This window comes from Sphaerochaeta pleomorpha str. Grapes (genome assembly GCF_000236685.1).
GTDB classification, from domain to species: domain Bacteria; phylum Spirochaetota; class Spirochaetia; order Sphaerochaetales; family Sphaerochaetaceae; genus Sphaerochaeta; species Sphaerochaeta pleomorpha.
The window spans coordinates 695,192-710,885 of sequence record NC_016633.1; the positions used below are offsets into that span (position 1 = coordinate 695,192).

15 protein-coding genes are annotated in these 15,694 nt (G+C 47.5%); 13 read left to right on the plus strand and 2 right to left on the minus strand.

Annotated features, from left to right (window positions below; genetic code table 11):
• Positions 1–239: 239 nt before the first annotated feature.
• Entirely contained in the window at positions 240–704 is a 465-nt protein-coding gene (gene nrdR / locus SPIGRAPES_RS03135) for a transcriptional regulator NrdR (RefSeq protein ID WP_014269324.1), read from the plus strand.
• Here nrdR and SPIGRAPES_RS03140 read toward each other — a convergent pair.
• On the minus strand, positions 701–1,852 hold the full coding sequence (locus tag SPIGRAPES_RS03140) for a deoxyguanosinetriphosphate triphosphohydrolase family protein (protein WP_014269325.1): 1,152 nt from the start codon (positions 1,850–1,852) through the stop codon (positions 701–703). The two genes, nrdR and SPIGRAPES_RS03140, sit on opposite strands and share 4 nt — an antisense overlap.
• A gap of 65 nt (positions 1,853–1,917) precedes the next feature.
• Here SPIGRAPES_RS03140 and SPIGRAPES_RS03145 point away from each other — a divergent pair, with 65 nt between their 5' ends.
• The 5 genes from SPIGRAPES_RS03145 to SPIGRAPES_RS03165 are packed head-to-tail and all read left to right on the plus strand — an operon-like array spanning position 1,918 to position 7,530.
• Positions 1,918–2,391: a hypothetical protein gene (locus SPIGRAPES_RS03145; protein WP_014269326.1), complete on the plus strand. Its 474-nt coding sequence runs from the start codon at positions 1,918–1,920 to the stop codon at positions 2,389–2,391.
• Positions 2,391–2,912 carry a shikimate kinase gene (locus SPIGRAPES_RS03150; RefSeq protein WP_014269327.1) on the plus strand — a complete coding sequence of 174 codons (522 nt, stop codon included), beginning with the start codon at positions 2,391–2,393 and terminating at the stop codon, positions 2,910–2,912. The genes SPIGRAPES_RS03145 and SPIGRAPES_RS03150 overlap by 1 nt, the downstream gene beginning before the upstream one ends.
• Before the next feature lie 12 nt (positions 2,913–2,924).
• The gene (gene aroC, locus SPIGRAPES_RS03155) at positions 2,925–3,977 is read left to right on the plus strand and encodes a chorismate synthase (RefSeq protein WP_014269328.1); all 1,053 of its coding nucleotides are present in this window, start codon (positions 2,925–2,927) and stop codon (positions 3,975–3,977) included.
• Entirely contained in the window at positions 3,974–5,635 is a 1,662-nt protein-coding gene (locus tag SPIGRAPES_RS03160) for a DNA repair helicase XPB (protein WP_014269329.1), read from the plus strand. Before aroC ends, SPIGRAPES_RS03160 begins: the two co-directional genes overlap by 4 nt.
• Positions 5,623–7,530: a hypothetical protein gene (locus tag SPIGRAPES_RS03165; RefSeq protein WP_014269330.1), complete on the plus strand. Its 1,908-nt coding sequence runs from the start codon at positions 5,623–5,625 to the stop codon at positions 7,528–7,530. Before SPIGRAPES_RS03160 ends, SPIGRAPES_RS03165 begins: the two co-directional genes overlap by 13 nt.
• 2 nt (positions 7,531–7,532) lie before the next feature.
• Here the strand turns inward: SPIGRAPES_RS03165 and aroE are convergent, their stop codons facing one another.
• Positions 7,533–9,026, minus strand: coding sequence for a shikimate dehydrogenase (aroE, locus tag SPIGRAPES_RS03170; RefSeq protein ID WP_014269331.1), 1,494 nt, complete (start codon positions 9,024–9,026; stop codon positions 7,533–7,535).
• Between the two features lie 113 nt (positions 9,027–9,139).
• On the opposite strand from aroE, the gene abc-f reads away from it, so the two are divergent.
• The 7 genes from abc-f (at position 9,140) to SPIGRAPES_RS03205 (ending at position 15,693) form a co-directional block, all read left to right on the plus strand.
• A complete protein-coding gene (gene abc-f / locus SPIGRAPES_RS03175) occupies positions 9,140–11,083 on the plus strand; it encodes a ribosomal protection-like ABC-F family protein (RefSeq protein ID WP_014269332.1) in 1,944 nt (647 codons plus the stop codon).
• Positions 11,076–11,696, plus strand: coding sequence for a Maf family protein (locus tag SPIGRAPES_RS03180; RefSeq protein WP_014269333.1), 621 nt, complete (start codon positions 11,076–11,078; stop codon positions 11,694–11,696). The genes abc-f and SPIGRAPES_RS03180 overlap by 8 nt, the downstream gene beginning before the upstream one ends.
• 72 nt (positions 11,697–11,768) lie before the next feature.
• Positions 11,769–12,677, plus strand: coding sequence for a 30S ribosomal protein S2 (gene rpsB, locus SPIGRAPES_RS03185; protein ID WP_014269334.1), 909 nt, complete (start codon positions 11,769–11,771; stop codon positions 12,675–12,677).
• A gap of 11 nt (positions 12,678–12,688) precedes the next feature.
• Positions 12,689–13,540, plus strand: coding sequence for a translation elongation factor Ts (gene tsf / locus SPIGRAPES_RS03190; RefSeq protein WP_014269335.1), 852 nt, complete (start codon positions 12,689–12,691; stop codon positions 13,538–13,540).
• Positions 13,541–13,602: 62 nt separating this feature from the next.
• On the plus strand, positions 13,603–14,157 hold the full coding sequence (frr, locus tag SPIGRAPES_RS03195) for a ribosome recycling factor (RefSeq protein ID WP_014269336.1): 555 nt from the start codon (positions 13,603–13,605) through the stop codon (positions 14,155–14,157).
• Position 14,158: 1 nt separating this feature from the next.
• The gene (gene uppS, locus SPIGRAPES_RS03200) at positions 14,159–14,857 is read left to right on the plus strand and encodes a polyprenyl diphosphate synthase (RefSeq protein ID WP_014269337.1); all 699 of its coding nucleotides are present in this window, start codon (positions 14,159–14,161) and stop codon (positions 14,855–14,857) included.
• The gene (locus SPIGRAPES_RS03205; protein WP_014269338.1) at positions 14,854–15,693 is read left to right on the plus strand and encodes a phosphatidate cytidylyltransferase; all 840 of its coding nucleotides are present in this window, start codon (positions 14,854–14,856) and stop codon (positions 15,691–15,693) included. Before uppS ends, SPIGRAPES_RS03205 begins: the two co-directional genes overlap by 4 nt.
• The last annotated feature ends 1 nt before the right edge of the window (position 15,694 follow it).

A 15,694-nucleotide genomic window follows, 5' to 3' on the forward strand; every position in this document is an offset into this window, starting at 1 on the left:
TTCGCTGTGTTATAATAAACACATTTCAAGTTTTTTTGCAACATTTTTACTACATATATACAAAATTAACTACAAATTGCATATTTTTTACACAGAATGGTATCATGTAGAGATTTTCAACAGAAACCTATATTTAGTGTAAAACAACACAAAATTATTGCTAATATCAAAGATACTAACACTAGACACATTGTAAGGGGAATCATTTCGCAGTATTCTCTCCTACAAGAGGTGCGAAAATGCATTGTCCACACTGCGGAAATATGGATGACAAGGTACTGGAATCGAGGCAGAATGCCAGTGGCAGTTCGATTCGAAGAAGAAGGGAATGCCTCTCCTGCGGATATCGCTTCACCAGCTACGAACGAATCGAAGACAAACCCCTGATGGTAATAAAAAGGGACGGCAGGAGAGAACCCTTCGATATAAAGAAACTGGGAAGAGGCATCAGAAGCTGTACCGAAAAGCTGAAAATCAGTGAAAGCACGATAGAATCGCTGCTGCAACATATCGAGGATGAGATAATGCTCAAAGCCGGTTCGAAACGAGAAATCGCCTCCTCCGATATCGGGGATGCTGCACTTCAGGAGCTAAGTCATGTCGATATGGTTGCCTATGTTCGGTTTGCGGCAGTGTACAAGGCCTTCGATGGCCTAGGCCAGTTCATCCAGGAAATCGAGAAGCTTGGCAAGGAACAGCACTAACGGGCATCAAACCATTTTCCGGTCAGTGATTGCTCTATACTGTCATTGAGATGTTCAGGCTTGAGTATCTCATTTGCGCAGTCAAGGCAGAAATTGTCGCTCATCCCTGCCACATAGTCGTAGATCAACCGATTGAGAGAACCATCATGGTCGACATAGGGTTGTCTCATATCCACCAGGTGGTGGTAAAACCCCATCGCCAGCATATTTTTCTCCGAAGCATACCCCTTTTCGTCAAACCCATTGACCTCAAGGAGCATCTTCAGATAGTCGATGATCAGACGCAACAGGCGGGAGAAATACCGCTCATACCCCTCAAGCATCGGACTTTTATAAATATGCTCATAATTGAACCTGATCATAGCCTGCACTGAGGGGAACAGCTCATCACTGAAACTTATGCCCTTTTCGAAACTGGAATGGTCGATGACATCGTTTACCAGTGCATCGATTATCCCGGCATTGGAAAATCCCAGTTTCTCATTCACGATAGGGGGAAGCTGTTCGCTGCGCACAATATTAAGACGGGAGGCATCTTCGAAATCGCGGCCAAGGTAGGCAATGGAATCACTGAACCTGACAACCACCCCCTCGAAGGTGGAAGGGACCAAACCCTTCCGCTGTTTTAAAGCAGCAAGGTCCTTTACCTTGAATTCCGGTTTGAGGGTTTTCACCAAAGACTCCCCGTTATGGCACGCTATCCCATCGCGTACCGCATAGGTCAAATTCAACCCTTTTCCATGCTCACAGAGAAAATCGACTACCCGGAGACTATTAATTTCATGTTCAAAGGGGGCAAAACCATCCTCGACCATAAAGCCGGATAGGATTTTTTCTCCTGTATGCCCGAAAGGAGTATGCCCGAGGTCATGTCCCATACCAATGGCCCAGGCCAATTCGGTATCGAGTCCCAACCCCCGGCAAATGGTAGAGGCAATCGAGGCAACATGGAGACAGTGTTCCATCCTGGTACAGATATGGTCATTGCTCGGGGCAAAAAAGACCTGTGTCTTGTGCTTGAGCCTTCGAAATGGTGATGAGTGGATAATGGCAGTGGTATCGCGGTAATAAGCACCCCGAACATCGCTTTTGCGTTCCTGCAACCGTGATTTTAATTCCAAATCGGAGAGTTCATTTTGCATTTCCATGGTTATTCCCCAAATAGTGTACCTATGGTATCATAGGAAGAGATAGTTTGGATAGCGGAGGCGTCATGATAGAAAAATACGGGCTGGCTCTCCTTTGCCTGCTCCTCAATTTCCTTGCTTTTACGGCATGTCTGCGGTTTCTATTCTCCCGCCAGGGATTCTATTGGGTAGTACCGTTGCTGGTCACCCTCTTTTTGATCTGGCCAAATGCACAGACTCTTTATGCTATTGCCTCCCAGCCAAAGGGAATTGCCACTACCTTTAATCTAAAGGAATTCCAACCGGTTATGCTATCCCTGTTCTGGTACACGATGATAGTGACCTTTCATTATGCCCTCAAGAAAACCGTTACCAGCAATTACCACCGCGAACAGGTCAAAAAAAATCTCCATGAGGCCCGCTACCAGCAGAAAGTCGAAACAGCGACCTATGAGCGGAGAATCGCCCGCCAGAAAAACTACTACAGCAAGGCACCTGCCAGGGTTCCTGTAACAAATACGTACAGCCAGTACTGGACAGACCTGTTCGACCAATTCTGATGATGAAAGAATACCTCTTCTTCTGTGGAATAAAACATTGCGGCAAAACAACACTGGGAAAAATCATTGCAGACATGATGGGATGCAAATGCATAGACAATGACGACCTTGCCTATGCCCTCATGGAAGGCTATCCATCCATCCGTACATTTTTCCGGGAACAGGGAAAACAGGCTTTCATGGAGAAGGAAGTGGAAGGTTTGCGTTTGTTCCTCCAAGAAAACAAGGAACCTTGCATCGTCAGTCTCGGCGGGGGTGCCTGTGACAACGAACCTTTGATGGAGCTGATCAAATACTATGGCAAGAGCGTATACTTGAAGGTCAGTGAACAAGTCCTGTTGAAACGCATTCTCGTAGACGGGGTTCCTCCCTTCCTTGATGTTTCCGATCCGAAAGGTTCCTTCTCCCGCCTGTATGCCATTCGAAATGAATGCTATGGCAAAAAATGTGACATTGTGGTAAACTTGCCTGATTATCCTGATGTTCAGGACACGGCAAGGTACCTCTTTGCCAGATTATAGGTAGGAGTTTTTATGGGCCACAACAGTTTTGGTTCGGCACTCACTGTCACCACGTTCGGGGAATCCCATGGCGAAGGGCTCGGGGTGGTGATTGATGGCATTGAGGCGGGGATCAAGTTGGATTGCGGTGCAATCCAGACAGAAATGGATCGCCGGAGGCCCGGCTCAAACCCGCTTGGCACGAAACGTAATGAGAAAGATACCGTCACTATACTCTCTGGTCTTTACCAGGGATTGACTACAGGAACACCGCTTACCCTTGTATTATTTAACAATGACCAGCATTCCTCAGACTACGTTGAACTGGAAAAGGTTTACAGGCCTGGCCATGCAGATTGGACGTTCGAACAAAAATTCGGCATTCGTGACGTACGGGGCGGAGGCCGTTCCTCTGGCCGGGAAACAAGCGCCAGGGTTGCTGCTGGGGCAGTTGCCAGACAAGTACTGGAAAGCAAGGGGATTAAAATCTTTGCCGGAACCGTTCAAGTGGGTTCTGTAGTTGCTGAGCAGAGAAACTGGGAGGAATCCGACAATTTCCTTCGTTGCCCCGACCGTTCGGCTGCTGTGAAAATGGAAGCTCTGATAGAACAGGTCAGAAGTGAACAGGATAGCATCGGCGGGATTATCGAGTGTCGTGCACAAGGAGTACCTGCAGGACTAGGCGAACCTGTGTTTGATAAACTGGACGCCCTGCTTGCCCATGCGCTCATGAGTATAGGGGCGGTAAAAGGAGTTCAAATCGGAGACGGTTTTTCCTGCGCCTCAATGCGAGGAAGCCAGTGCAACGACCAGCGCGATCGCAATGGGTTTTTATCAAACCATGCCGGAGGAATCCTTGGCGGCATCTCCAGCGGGCAGGAAATCATCCTGCAGGCTGCAGTAAAACCCACCCCGTCGATTTCCCTCAAACAGAAAACAGTCGATACCGATAATTGCGAACGCATATTGGAGATAAAGGGCCGCCATGACCCCTGCATCTGCCCAAGGGCCGTGGTAGTCGTTGAATCTATGGTTGCCCTTACGCTTCTCGACCTATTCTATTGCGCATTCGGAAGGCAAAAATGAACGATAAACCACTCATAGTCCAAAGTGACAAAACAATGCTTTTGGACGTTCATCACAGTGAGGCTGAAGCCTGTAGGGCCGATTTGGTACGATTCTGTGAACTTATAAAAAGCCCGGAGCATGTCCACACCTATGCCTTGAGCGCCATTTCCCTCTGGAATGCTGCATCTAGCGGGGTAACAAGCGAGGAAATCTGCGAAAAACTCACGTTCTGGTCGCGATTCCCTATCAGTGAAAGCGTACTGTTCTATATCAATGACATAGCCTCCCGTTTTGGAAAGGTAGTACTTACCGAGAGCGAAGACCCTCAGTATTACCAGCTCGAGGTAAAAACCGAGAGAATCCGTAGCGAGATTATGGCCAGAAAAGCAATCGCGAAACTCATGATTGTAAAAAGCAACCGTTCTTTCCTCATTGAGAAATACAATCGGGGTGAGGTCAAACTCCAACTGATCAAGATGGGATATCCCGTTGACGACAGGATTGTCCTTGAGAAGGGAATCCCTGTTGAAATGGCAATGTGCGAAAAGACAAAGGGGGGAAAAACCTTCAGTGTTCGTCCATACCAGACCCAGGCAGCCCAGGCTCTGCTCGGGGACCAAGGGCCAGGTTGTGGCTATGGCACAATCGTCCTCCCCTGTGGTTCAGGGAAAACAGTAGTCGGCATGACCATCATGAGCCAGCTCAAGACCCGTACCCTCATTGTTACGACCAACGTTGCGGCTGTCCACCAGTGGATTTCTGAAATCCTCGACAAGATGACTTTGACACAACAACAGATCGGAGAATACACCGGGGAAAAGAAAGACCCCAGGGAAGTAACTGTCTGTACCTACCAGGTACTCACCTATCGCCCGGATAAGGATGGACCGTTCCCGCACCTCGAGCTTTTGACAAAAGGCCAATGGGGCCTGATTATCTACGACGAAGTACATATGCTCCCTGCCCCGGTATTCAAGATTACCGCGGAATTGCAGGCAGTGTACCGTGTCGGCCTAACAGCTACCCTTGTCCGTGAAGATGGCCGGGAAGACGAGGTATTCTCTCTGGTAGGGCCAAAACGATTTGATGTTCCCTGGAATGAATTGCAGCAGCAGGGTTTCATCGCAACAGCCTATTGCAGCGAGATCCGCCTGGATCTACCCACCGATATGGAAATCCCCTATGCAATAGCAAACAAACGGGAAAAATATCGCATTGCCAGCGAGAACCCCTTGAAACTGGATGTGGTAAAAGGATTGGTTGCACGGCATCCCGATGACTACATCCTGATTATCGGGCAATATATCAAGCAATTGGAAAGCATTGCCGCTGAGTTCAAGCTCCCCATTATTACCGGAAGCACTCCAAATGCAAAAAGGGAGGAACTGTACAGGGCTTTTAAAGAAGGGGAATCCCACATCCTGGTGGTAAGCAAGGTGGCGAACTTCGCCATTGACCTTCCTGACGCCTCCGTTGCCATTCAGGTTTCAGGGACCTTCGGATCCCGATCAGAGGAAGCCCAGCGCCTGGGGAGAATCCTCAGGCCTAAAAACCGTTCGAGTTTCTTCTACTCGGTAGTTACCCGCTATTCCACGGAAGAGGAATTTGCGGCAAATCGTCAAAAATTCCTTGCAGAGCAAGGCTATTCCTATGATATAGAGGTATGGGAAAATTGACAGACGTAGAAAAAGAATTATTTAAAAAGATTATCAGCAGGTATTCGGAAGATAACTATTTCTATCTTGCAAAGAATTATCTCGGCCTTATCCCTACCCCGTTCCATAAGCCGGCCTTGACCACGAAACTGTGCAATTTCTTTTCCCAGGCAGCCATACAGGACAAGATAATCGACTTGCTTGATGAACTTGATTGTTTTATCCTGAGCTACATCAAACTCGCCGGACCGGTCAAAGCCGAACAGGTCACCACGCTTCTCAAAGCAAAAGGAAGCTATGGCACCCTGCTGAGACGGGTAGCAAACCTGCAGGAGCGGATGATTCTGCTCAATGAAAACGGCAAATTGATTTTCAATCCCCTGCTTGAATCCAGACTGAACGAATTCTCCAGCCTCAAACCTCTTTTGGGAAATGTAAAGGGCAAAGCCCACAATGGGCCCTATTGCTCAGGTGAGTTTCTCCGGGCCTATCTTTCTTTGGTCGACAAAGAGGCCAAGGTTGGGTTCAAAGACGAATACGGGTCTTTTTTTCCAGCCTATAACCAAGAACAGCTGAAACAGATTTTTTCCCGTCTCGGGGAACTCTTTCTTGCTATGGGTGTCTTGGAAACAGGAAAAGAGAAAAGAATATCGATAGATTTTGAAAAAGCAGACAGACTGCTTGCTCTCAATGACCGGCAGCTCTTGTGCTTCCTCCTTGCCTGGGAATTGCCGGATAAGGCAAAAAGCAACGCAGTAGGTTTTGCAAACAACCTGATAGAAGTAATTTCCAGCATCGGCTCCTTTGATACCAGTTCATTGAAACTGCTGGTAAAGACCATGGCCCTCAAATATGGCATTGAATATGAATCATCCATCCTTGACTGTCTCAGCACCTGGGGAATCGTAACCCTGGATGGAGTCTGGCACGCCAATACCATAGCAGAGGAATTCGAGCGATCAACATTGGTAATGGATAGTGACCATACCGTTAGCTATAACGGTACCTGCCCCCCTGAAGACATTCTCTATCGCTTTTCAGACCTGTGTATCCTCGACCGGCAGACAAGTTATAAGGTATCGCCCCAGAGTTTCTGCCGTGCCTTGGATAATGGGCTTCCCTTCGATGCTATCAAAAACTACCTGTTGCAGAACAGTTATCCTTCCATGAGCCAATCGTTGGTGAAAATCCTCGAAATAACGTTCGAACGCTATAGTCAGGTTTCGATTTATGATGGCATTGTGCTGTGTACCTCAGGAAGGGTCGAGCGATTGATCGAGAGTCTGGAAAGCCTGCAGGAACATTGCCTGAAAAAACTTTCCGATGGCGTTTTTCTTATGAAGCGCTCAAGCGAGAACACCTGGAGGCAGATTCTGGTCTCATCAGGATCACTCGTTCCCGCAACCATTGCCAAAGAGCAGGTGGAATTAATCCAAAAGGAAGACCATCCCCTGTTCAACGAACTGATACAGCTCAGCCATATCGGCAAAGAAAAACTCACCATGCAGGTAGAGCGGCAGGAAAAACAGATGGATAGCGATACCTCAATCCGTGAGGTTATCGAAAACGCAAACCTTACCCCTTCCCAGCGGCAGGATCTTCTCCAAAGATATGACGCGAGGATGATCCTCAGCACAACGCAGATTATTGGCCAGATTGTAAATGGAGTCATAGAGGCCGGAGGATTCGACTACCAGGGAAAGGTCAGCCTGTGCAGGCAAGCTGCAGGAAAAGACAATATAGCACTCCAGTTGCAGCTGACAGACCAGGAATTGGTAGTTCAGGCTCTGGAAGTTGCCTATACCCCCCAAAAAGAAGCCCTGTTGAAAGCTGCAGTCATGCCTACCATGGAAGTGAAAATAATTCCGGTAAGCAAGATTTTCATGGTAAGGCAACTTCGCTACTATTTGTGCTGAGCCTATAGTTCGGGATGTATCCAATGGGGATAATGATACCCGGTAAAAGCCTCAAACTGCAGTTTCCCTTGTTCCATGAGCATGTCTCTCCCTTGGACAACAGTGCAACCTGCAGCGATTGCCCGCTTGAGAAATACGGTTTCACGGGGATGGTAAATGAGTTCATATACGAGTTCATTCCCTAAAAACCGCAAGGCTGGTACAGGGTCCTCTGTATCGTTGGGGGTCATGCCTACGCTGGTCGTCTGCACCACCAGGTCAACCTTACCGCTGTAACGCGAACAATTCTCCAAGGAATCATAGGAGCTCATCGTCTCGGAAGCGATTGATTTCGCATGGTCAAGGCTCCTGTTTATGACAGTCACTTTGACACCATGGTTGTGAAGGGCCCAGATTACCGCCCTGCTTGCCCCGCCAGCCCCGATAACCAGGGCGCTGTGGATGGTTCCCTTTGAGACTTCTTCTGCAATGGGGGCAAGAAACCCATAATAATCGGTATTGGTTCCCTTCCACATATTCTGGATTCTCGTAACTGTATTGCAGGCCCCTATCTGTTTCACCTCGCGTGTTATCCTCCCTAGATAGGGCTGTACATCACGCTTATGGGGAACGGTTACCGAAAACCCATGGATCTGGAGCATTTCGGCAAGTTTAAAGAATGCGCGCACGGAATCTACCAGAAACGGCACGTACACTGCATTGTAATGGATTGCCAAAAACCCAGGATTATGAATAAGGGGAGAAGACGTATGATATACCGGATTACCGATAATGCCATAGATATGCGTCCTGTCGTCAAGTTTATCGCTACGGTACAGCTCACTCATTGTCTGGGCGCTCAACTGACCGGGTGCAGGCACTTTTTCTGAACTGTCGGTACAGAAAGTCAGCATCGACCCGCATTTCTTATAAAGAATGCGGGTAGGAATCCCAAAATCCCCCATCCCGATGATGATTTTATCCTTGATCCCCTGCAGTTCCTGCTGGACCCTGAACAAAGATATTACATCAATCATACTTTTCGGGGTAACCGCAATCTTGGGGATATCCCCTTTTGCAGCGAGTTTGGAGATGTGCCCGTAGATATCGGCAGGCACTTTCTCGAAATCATGGTAAGACCTGATAATCTTGATATTTCTCATCCTGAGCGAGGACTCAAGGTCGACTTTGATTTCCGTTCCGCTTTCCTTGAATTTCAAATCACATTTTTTGATATCTTCTTCAATATCTACATAGGCAAAATCACCTTTTGCCGTATTGTAGAGCAACTGGAGGCGTTGCTTTTCACCAAGGGTACAGCGCCCCCCGTCACTTACCCGCCTGAGCGTGAGAATGACTGGAATGTCCACCATATTGGGAAAAACCGCGGCTTCCTCTTGTTCTTCAGGATTTAGGTAGTCCAAGCGCAATTCCGCAAGGGATATCCACTTTCGGTTTTTTACGACCAGGGCCCGGTCTTCTTCTAGGGTAGAACCGGTTAGCGTTAGGCAAAGCATCGTGGACCTCCTGAACTTGGGTGGATTGTCACCGAACACATGCATGTGTTAAAGTTATAATAACGTCAAATAACGGGCATATCAACACCCGTTTACATCAAAGGGGTCGTACAATGGCAACGTTGCAGGTACAGAACGTGCACCTGGCATTCGCAGATAGGGATATCCTCGATGATATTTCATTTACGCTTACCGAAAAAAGTAGAAGTGCCCTCTGCGGAGGAAACGGAAGCGGGAAAAGTACGCTTCTGAAAGTTATAGCCGGGCTCATGCAAGCCGATAGCATCTCCATCAGTTCTACGAAAGATCTGAGGATTGCGTATCTCCCACAGAGCGACATCGTTTTCGATGCCGGTACCGTATATAGTGAAGTTGAAAAAGGGTTTTCCCGTTTTTCCTTGTTGCTGGAAGAAAAAAGTGAATTGGAAAATCGTCTTGCCCTCTGCACCGAGGATGAAAATACCCAAAGGCTCTTGTTCAGGCTCCATGAAATAGATGAGGCATTGCTTGACGGGGGATTCTACGGGAGAAAGGAACAGATTGAACAAATCCTCGCAGGACTGGGATTCCCTTCTTCCGACTTTTCCCGACAGTGCCTTGAGTTTTCGGGTGGGTGGCAGATGCGCATTGCTCTTGCAAAAGTGTTGGTGGAACATCCAACAGTCATGTTCCTCGACGAACCAACCAACTATCTCGATATCGAGGCCCGGTACTGGTTGAAAAATTATCTCAAAGTGTACGATGGCGGGGTGATGATTGTATCGCATGACCAGAATTTCCTTGATGAGACCATCAATGAGGTTTTTGAGCTCTTTAACGGCAAACTTACCCGCTATAGCGGGAACTATAGCCAGTACCTGGTTCAGAGGGAGCAGGAGATAGCTCAATTAGAGGCTACCTTTCGCCAGCAACAGGAACAAATGGAAAAAACCGAGCAGTTTGTCGAACGGTTCCGGTACAAGGCCACCAAGAGCAAGCAGGTGCAGAGCAGGATCAAGCAAATGGAGAAAATCAAGGTTGTCGAGGTTCCCTCGCACCTCAAACAACTTTCCTTCTCCTTCCCCCCCTCCCCCCATAGTGGCAACGATGTCGTGATAGTAGAAAACCTGAACAAGCATTACGGGGAACAGACTATATTCAAAGATTTCTCGATGTTGGTCAAAAAAGGTGAAAGACTTGCAGTAACGGGACGAAACGGAGCAGGAAAAAGCACCCTTTTGCGAATGCTCTGCAATGCTGACAACCAATATGAAGGGGTCATCCGCCTTGGTAGCGGGGTATGTACCGGGTATTTTGCACAGGACACCGAAAAAACCCTCAATCCAGAACTCTCGGTTCTCGACGAAGTTTCCTCAATCGCGGCTACTGCCGATTTGCCCAAAATGCGCAACTACCTGGGTTCTTTCCTTTTCTCCGGGGATGATGTCTTCAAAAGCGTCTCGGTACTAAGCGGAGGGGAAAGGAGCCGCCTTGCCCTGCTGAAAATCCTGTTGCACCCAGCCAACCTCTTGATACTCGACGAACCGACAAACCATCTTGATATCAATGCCAAACAAATGTTGCTCGAGGCACTGAAAAAATATGATGGAACCATGATCTTTGTCAGTCACGATGCCTATTTCATCGAGCATATCGCTACAAGGATCCTCTATTTGACAAACGACAACCCGCCTGAGTTTTTTGATGGTGACTACTCATATTTTTCCTACAAGCTGGAACAAAAGGAAGCAGTCGAGGTAAAAAATCAGTCCTTTGGCAATACGACGGAAGAAATGGCTACGTCTGCCCTTTCTTACAAGGAAACCAATAAAAAACGGAACAGGCTCACGTCCCTGAAACGCCAGAGCGAGCAGATCCTGCTGGAAAATGAAAAAATAGAAGCTGTAATCGAACAACTTTCCGAACAAATGGGAATGATAGAGAATTACAGCGATGCAAAGAAAATAACCAGCCTCATCGAGAAAAAACAGGCACGACAGGAAGAACTGGAAGAAAGCGAGGAACGTTGGTTCCTCCTCTGCGATGAGATTGAGCTTTTGGAGGCTGAACTTGCCTGAACTTACAAAACTGCTCCCAAAAATTATTCTGGCATCACAATCCCCGGCCAGGAAGCGCCTGCTTGAAGACCTGGGAATCGCTGTAACCGTCATCCCTACCGATTGCGATGAAAGCTATGAAGAAAATTCCCCAGACAAGGTAGTAGCCATGCTAGCCTTGCGAAAGCTGGAAACCTTCCGGAAAAGACATCCCCGGTATACAGATCCTGTACTTTGCTGTGACACGATGGTCTTTTGCGGGGGAAAACTGATTGGCAAAGCCGAAAACAGGGAAGAGGCCTTTGCCCAGCTGGCTTCTTTCAGTGGAAAGACCCAGTCAGTCCATTCGGGATGGGCTCTCTGGTACAACGACCAGGTGCTTTCTGCCTCTGACACGGCCTATGTCACCTTCAAAGAACTCACTAGTGAAACCATTGAGTCCTACCTTTCCTGCAGGGAATGGGTCGGTGCAGCGGGCTCCTACAGGATACAAGAGCAGGGAAGCTCGCTTGTACGTAAGGTAGAGGGAGATTTTGCTACTGTTATAGGCTTGCCACTTTCCCAGATTTCTGAAATACTACTGCTGACTGTGCCCGTTAGTGATGGCGCAGAATTTCCGCCCCCGCGGGGGTGAGTAACAGATGAAGGGTGACGTCAACATATCTGCACAATGTGTGTGTGGGATTTGTCGTCAGACAGGAGGATTATGTCCGTAGTAACCATGAAAAGCCTGCTCGAATCAGGCGTGCATTTCGGCCACCAGACAAAAAGGTGGAATCCAAAAATGGCTCGTTTTATCTTCAGCCAGAGAAATGGTATCCATATCATTGACTTGCAGAAGACTTCCGCATGTATCGTAGAAGCTTATGATGCTGTTCGTGCTGTTGTAAAGCAGGGCAAATCCGTCCTCTTTGTCGGCACAAAGAAACAGGCACAACAGGCTATCGAGAACGAAGCAAAACGTTGTGGGATGCCCTATGTCAACAATCGTTGGCTCGGTGGTATGCTCACCAACTTCTCAACAATAAAGAAATCCGTCGCCACACTCAAGAAGATTGAGAAAATGGAAATCGACGGTACTTTCGAATCCCTTACAAAGAAAGAAGTCTCCCTGCTCACCAAGCAGAAGACCAAACTCGAGAAAAACCTTGGCGGTATCAAGGATATGAAGGACCTCCCCGGAGCTCTGTTCATCATCGATACCAAGAAGGAAGCAATTGCGGTTGAAGAAGCCAAGCGCCTCGGAATCCCTGTTATTGCTGTTGTCGATACGAACTGTGACCCCACTGACATCACCTACCCCATCCCTGGCAATGATGACGCTATCCGCGCTATCAGCCTGTTTGTCGAAATCATCGCCAACGCTGTCGTTGACGCCGATAACGAAGCAGGAATCCAGATCATCGAGACCCTCGGAAACGAAGAAGAGACTGCTGAAGAAGCAGCAGCTCCTGCAGTAGTTGAAGAAGCTGAGGAAGCTATTGTTTTCTCCACCGATGAATCCGCTGATTTTTCCAAGTTTGAAGAAACCAAGGAAGAAGCAGCAACCCCCGAAGAGGTTGTAACCGAGAAAAAAGGTATAGTCGTAGACGAAGAGACACTGTACAAGGACTAAGGAGTTTAAGCATGGCAATTACAGCTGAAGACGTAAAAAGACTGCGCGAGGTTACTGGCGCAGGCATGATGGACTGCAAGAAAGCGTTGATCAAGGCAGATGGCGATTTTGATGCAGCAGATAAGATTCTCAAGGAAATGGGTTTGGCAGCCGTTGCAAAGCGTGTAGACCGTGCAACGAACAATGGCCGCATTTTCGTCAAAGTCACCGCTGATAAGGCTGTTTTGGTTGAACTCTCCTGCGAGACTGACTTTGTTTCTGGCAATGAGGAATTCGCAAAACTCGGGAATAACATCTGTGACGTTATCGTAGAGAAAGGTTATACCGAAATCAATGACGAACTCGTTGCAATGGTTAATGAGCTGATTTCGATCATCAAGGAAAACATGGCTATTAAAAGAGTCTTGGTTCTTCCCCTTGATGCAAACAGCTTTGCTTCCAGCTATATCCATGGAGAAGGTTCTTTGGGTGTCATCGTGGTATTCAAATCAGACAAGCCTGAGATGTTTGCTACCGATGCAGTGAAGGAATTTGCAAACGACTGTGCCCTGCACGTCGCTGCTTTCACTCCTTCCTACCTCAAGGCTTCTTCTGTTGATGCATCTTACATTGAAGAACAGTCTGAGATTTTCAAGGCCCAGGCCGCTAACCTTGATAAGCCCGCAAAGGTTATCGAAGGGATCGTGAAAGGAAAGCTCAACAAGCACCTTAGCGAAATTTGTTTCCTGCAACAGCCGTTTGTCAAGGATGACTCGATGAGTGTCGAGAAGAAACTTGAACAGGTCGGTAAGGAAGCAGGTGGTAAACTTGAAATCGTAAGTTACACTTTCTTCAGGGCAGGCGCAGCTTCCTGTGCCAATTAAGGTAAATCGATTCTTATTCACCGCTCACAGTTTTGTGAGCGGTGGTTTTATTGGAGATTTTTATGCAACAGGTACTTGATAATTGTGAAAACAAGATGATGAAAAGCCTGGAGAGTCTTTCCAAGGATTTCTCCTCTTTGCGCACCGGACGTGCTTCCGCTTCGCTGCTCGACAAGATTCGGGTCGATTACTATGGTGACGAGACCCCGATCAATCAGGTAGCTACTATCAGTGTTCCCGAAGCCAGGATGATTGTAATTCAGCCCTGGGATAAAAGCCTGCTTCCTGCCATTGAGAAAGCAATTCTCAAGAGCGATCTGGGCTTACCCCCCAACAACGATGGAAAACTCCTTCGCTTGAACTTCCCCCCATTGAATGAAGACCGCCGCAAACAGTTGGTCAAATCTGCCAAAGCCAATGCAGAACAGGCCAGGGTTGCCATTCGCAATGTTCGCCGTGAGGCTATGGATGAGCTGAAAAAAATGCAGAAAAGCAGTGATATCAGCGAAGATGAGCAGAAGGAAGGTGAAGCTAAAATCCAGAAAATGACTGATTCCTATATCGCACAGGTGAGTTCCCTTGCCGACGAAAAGGAAAAGGAAATTATGGAGATTTAACATGGAAGAGAAACCCGTTGTCCCTACTCACCTTGGTATTATAATGGATGGAAATGGCAGGTGGGCACAAAAACGTTCACTCCCCAGGACCGCAGGACATTTACAAGGGCTTAAAGCCTTGAAAAAAGTTATCAAGGAAGCATCGGTACAAGGTATAGGGTTTGTCACCTTCTATGTTTTCTCTACTGAGAATTGGAAACGAAGCAACCAAGAGGTTTCTTACCTTATGGGGTTGCTCGTTTCCAAGCTCCATGGAGAACTATCCTTTTACAATCAATATAATATACGCATCTTGGTCAGAGGCGAACTGTCGAAACTGCCGCCTGATGTATCCAAGGTTATCCAAGACACTATTTTCGCCACTTCCGCCAACACGGGGATAACATGCATCCTTGCAATAAACTATGGCGGACAAGATGAAATTTGCCGGGCCGTAAACCGACTCCTTTCCGAAGGCACGGAAAAAACCATTACCTGTACTGACATTCGCAATCATTTGGACTTGCCCGAAATACCACCGGTCGATATGATAGTACGCAGTGCGAACGAGAGACGGCTGAGCAATTTCCTTCTTTGGGACAGTGCCTATGCCGAACTGGGATTTTACGAAAAACTTTGGCCTGACTGGGATAGTGAAGACGTGCAGAGAATTTGTGCTGATTTTTCTGCTAGGGTTAGGAAATTCGGGGGTGTGCAATGAGTTCATTTGGAAAGCGGGTTTTAACAACAGTAGTTGCTGTCCCGACGATTTTTTGCATCATTTTCTTTCTTCCCCAGAAGTCTTACCTTGCCTTGACTCTGCTGGTTATGGGAGCAGCAGTCATCAGTGCACGAGAATTGAAACAACTCTATACGAAAGCGGAAAATGCCGATCTTCATATCCATACCTGGATGGTAGCACTCCTACCGCTTGCAAAATGGTTGGAAATCGCCTATTTCCAGCAGTTTCCCCTTCTTGACCTTACGATCGTAGTGCTTGCAATCTTTGTGTATGCAACGGAATTATTTACCGGTCCCAATGATTCATTTTCAAAAACACTTTCCCGTATCGGCGGTTCAAGTCTCTTGATCATCTATCCTGGTCTTTTGATGACGTTCCTCATCCGCATAGCAGCATTTCCGCATGCGTCAGCTTATCTTATCCTGTTTTTTCTGTTGGTCTTTGGCAACGATGTATTTGCTTTTATCTTTGGTATGAGCTTTGGAAAAAACAATAAGGGGATTTTCAAGGTCAGTCCCAATAAAAGCATCGCAGGGTTTCTCGGCGGATTGGCCATGACAATAGTACTTTCCGTTATCTACTGCTATTTTATACCAGGGGTACGAGAAGAAATTTCCCTTTTGGAGGCAATCCTTCTTGGATTGGCTACCAATACCAGTGCCAATATCGGAGACCTTATAGAAAGTGCATTCAAGCGCGCTGCAAAGGTAAAAGACAGTGGCACCATCATCCCCGGACGCGGTGGTCTTCTCGACTCCATCGATTCAATCCTTGCAAGCGCACCGGTTTTCTGGGTGCTGCTCAGATTCTTCTGAT

Bases quoted from the DNA above. Each gene is read 5' to 3' on its own strand.
- nrdR (WP_014269324.1), top strand. From the start codon at position 240: ATGCATTGTCCACACTGCGGAAATATGGATGACAAGGTACTGGAATCG.
- SPIGRAPES_RS03140 (WP_014269325.1), bottom strand. From the start codon at position 1,852: ATGGAAATGCAAAATGAACTCTCCGATTTGGAATTAAAATCACGGTTG.
- SPIGRAPES_RS03145 (WP_014269326.1), top strand. From the start codon at position 1,918: ATGATAGAAAAATACGGGCTGGCTCTCCTTTGCCTGCTCCTCAATTTC.
- SPIGRAPES_RS03150 (WP_014269327.1), top strand. From the start codon at position 2,391: ATGATGAAAGAATACCTCTTCTTCTGTGGAATAAAACATTGCGGCAAA.
- aroC (WP_014269328.1), top strand. From the start codon at position 2,925: ATGGGCCACAACAGTTTTGGTTCGGCACTCACTGTCACCACGTTCGGG.
- SPIGRAPES_RS03160 (WP_014269329.1), top strand. From the start codon at position 3,974: ATGAACGATAAACCACTCATAGTCCAAAGTGACAAAACAATGCTTTTG.
- SPIGRAPES_RS03165 (WP_014269330.1), top strand. From the start codon at position 5,623: ATGGGAAAATTGACAGACGTAGAAAAAGAATTATTTAAAAAGATTATC.
- aroE (WP_014269331.1), bottom strand. From the start codon at position 9,026: ATGCTTTGCCTAACGCTAACCGGTTCTACCCTAGAAGAAGACCGGGCC.
- abc-f (WP_014269332.1), top strand. From the start codon at position 9,140: ATGGCAACGTTGCAGGTACAGAACGTGCACCTGGCATTCGCAGATAGG.
- rpsB (WP_014269334.1), top strand. From the start codon at position 11,769: ATGTCCGTAGTAACCATGAAAAGCCTGCTCGAATCAGGCGTGCATTTC.
- tsf (WP_014269335.1), top strand. From the start codon at position 12,689: ATGGCAATTACAGCTGAAGACGTAAAAAGACTGCGCGAGGTTACTGGC.
- frr (WP_014269336.1), top strand. From the start codon at position 13,603: ATGCAACAGGTACTTGATAATTGTGAAAACAAGATGATGAAAAGCCTG.
- uppS (WP_014269337.1), top strand. From the start codon at position 14,159: ATGGAAGAGAAACCCGTTGTCCCTACTCACCTTGGTATTATAATGGAT.
- SPIGRAPES_RS03205 (WP_014269338.1), top strand. From the start codon at position 14,854: ATGAGTTCATTTGGAAAGCGGGTTTTAACAACAGTAGTTGCTGTCCCG.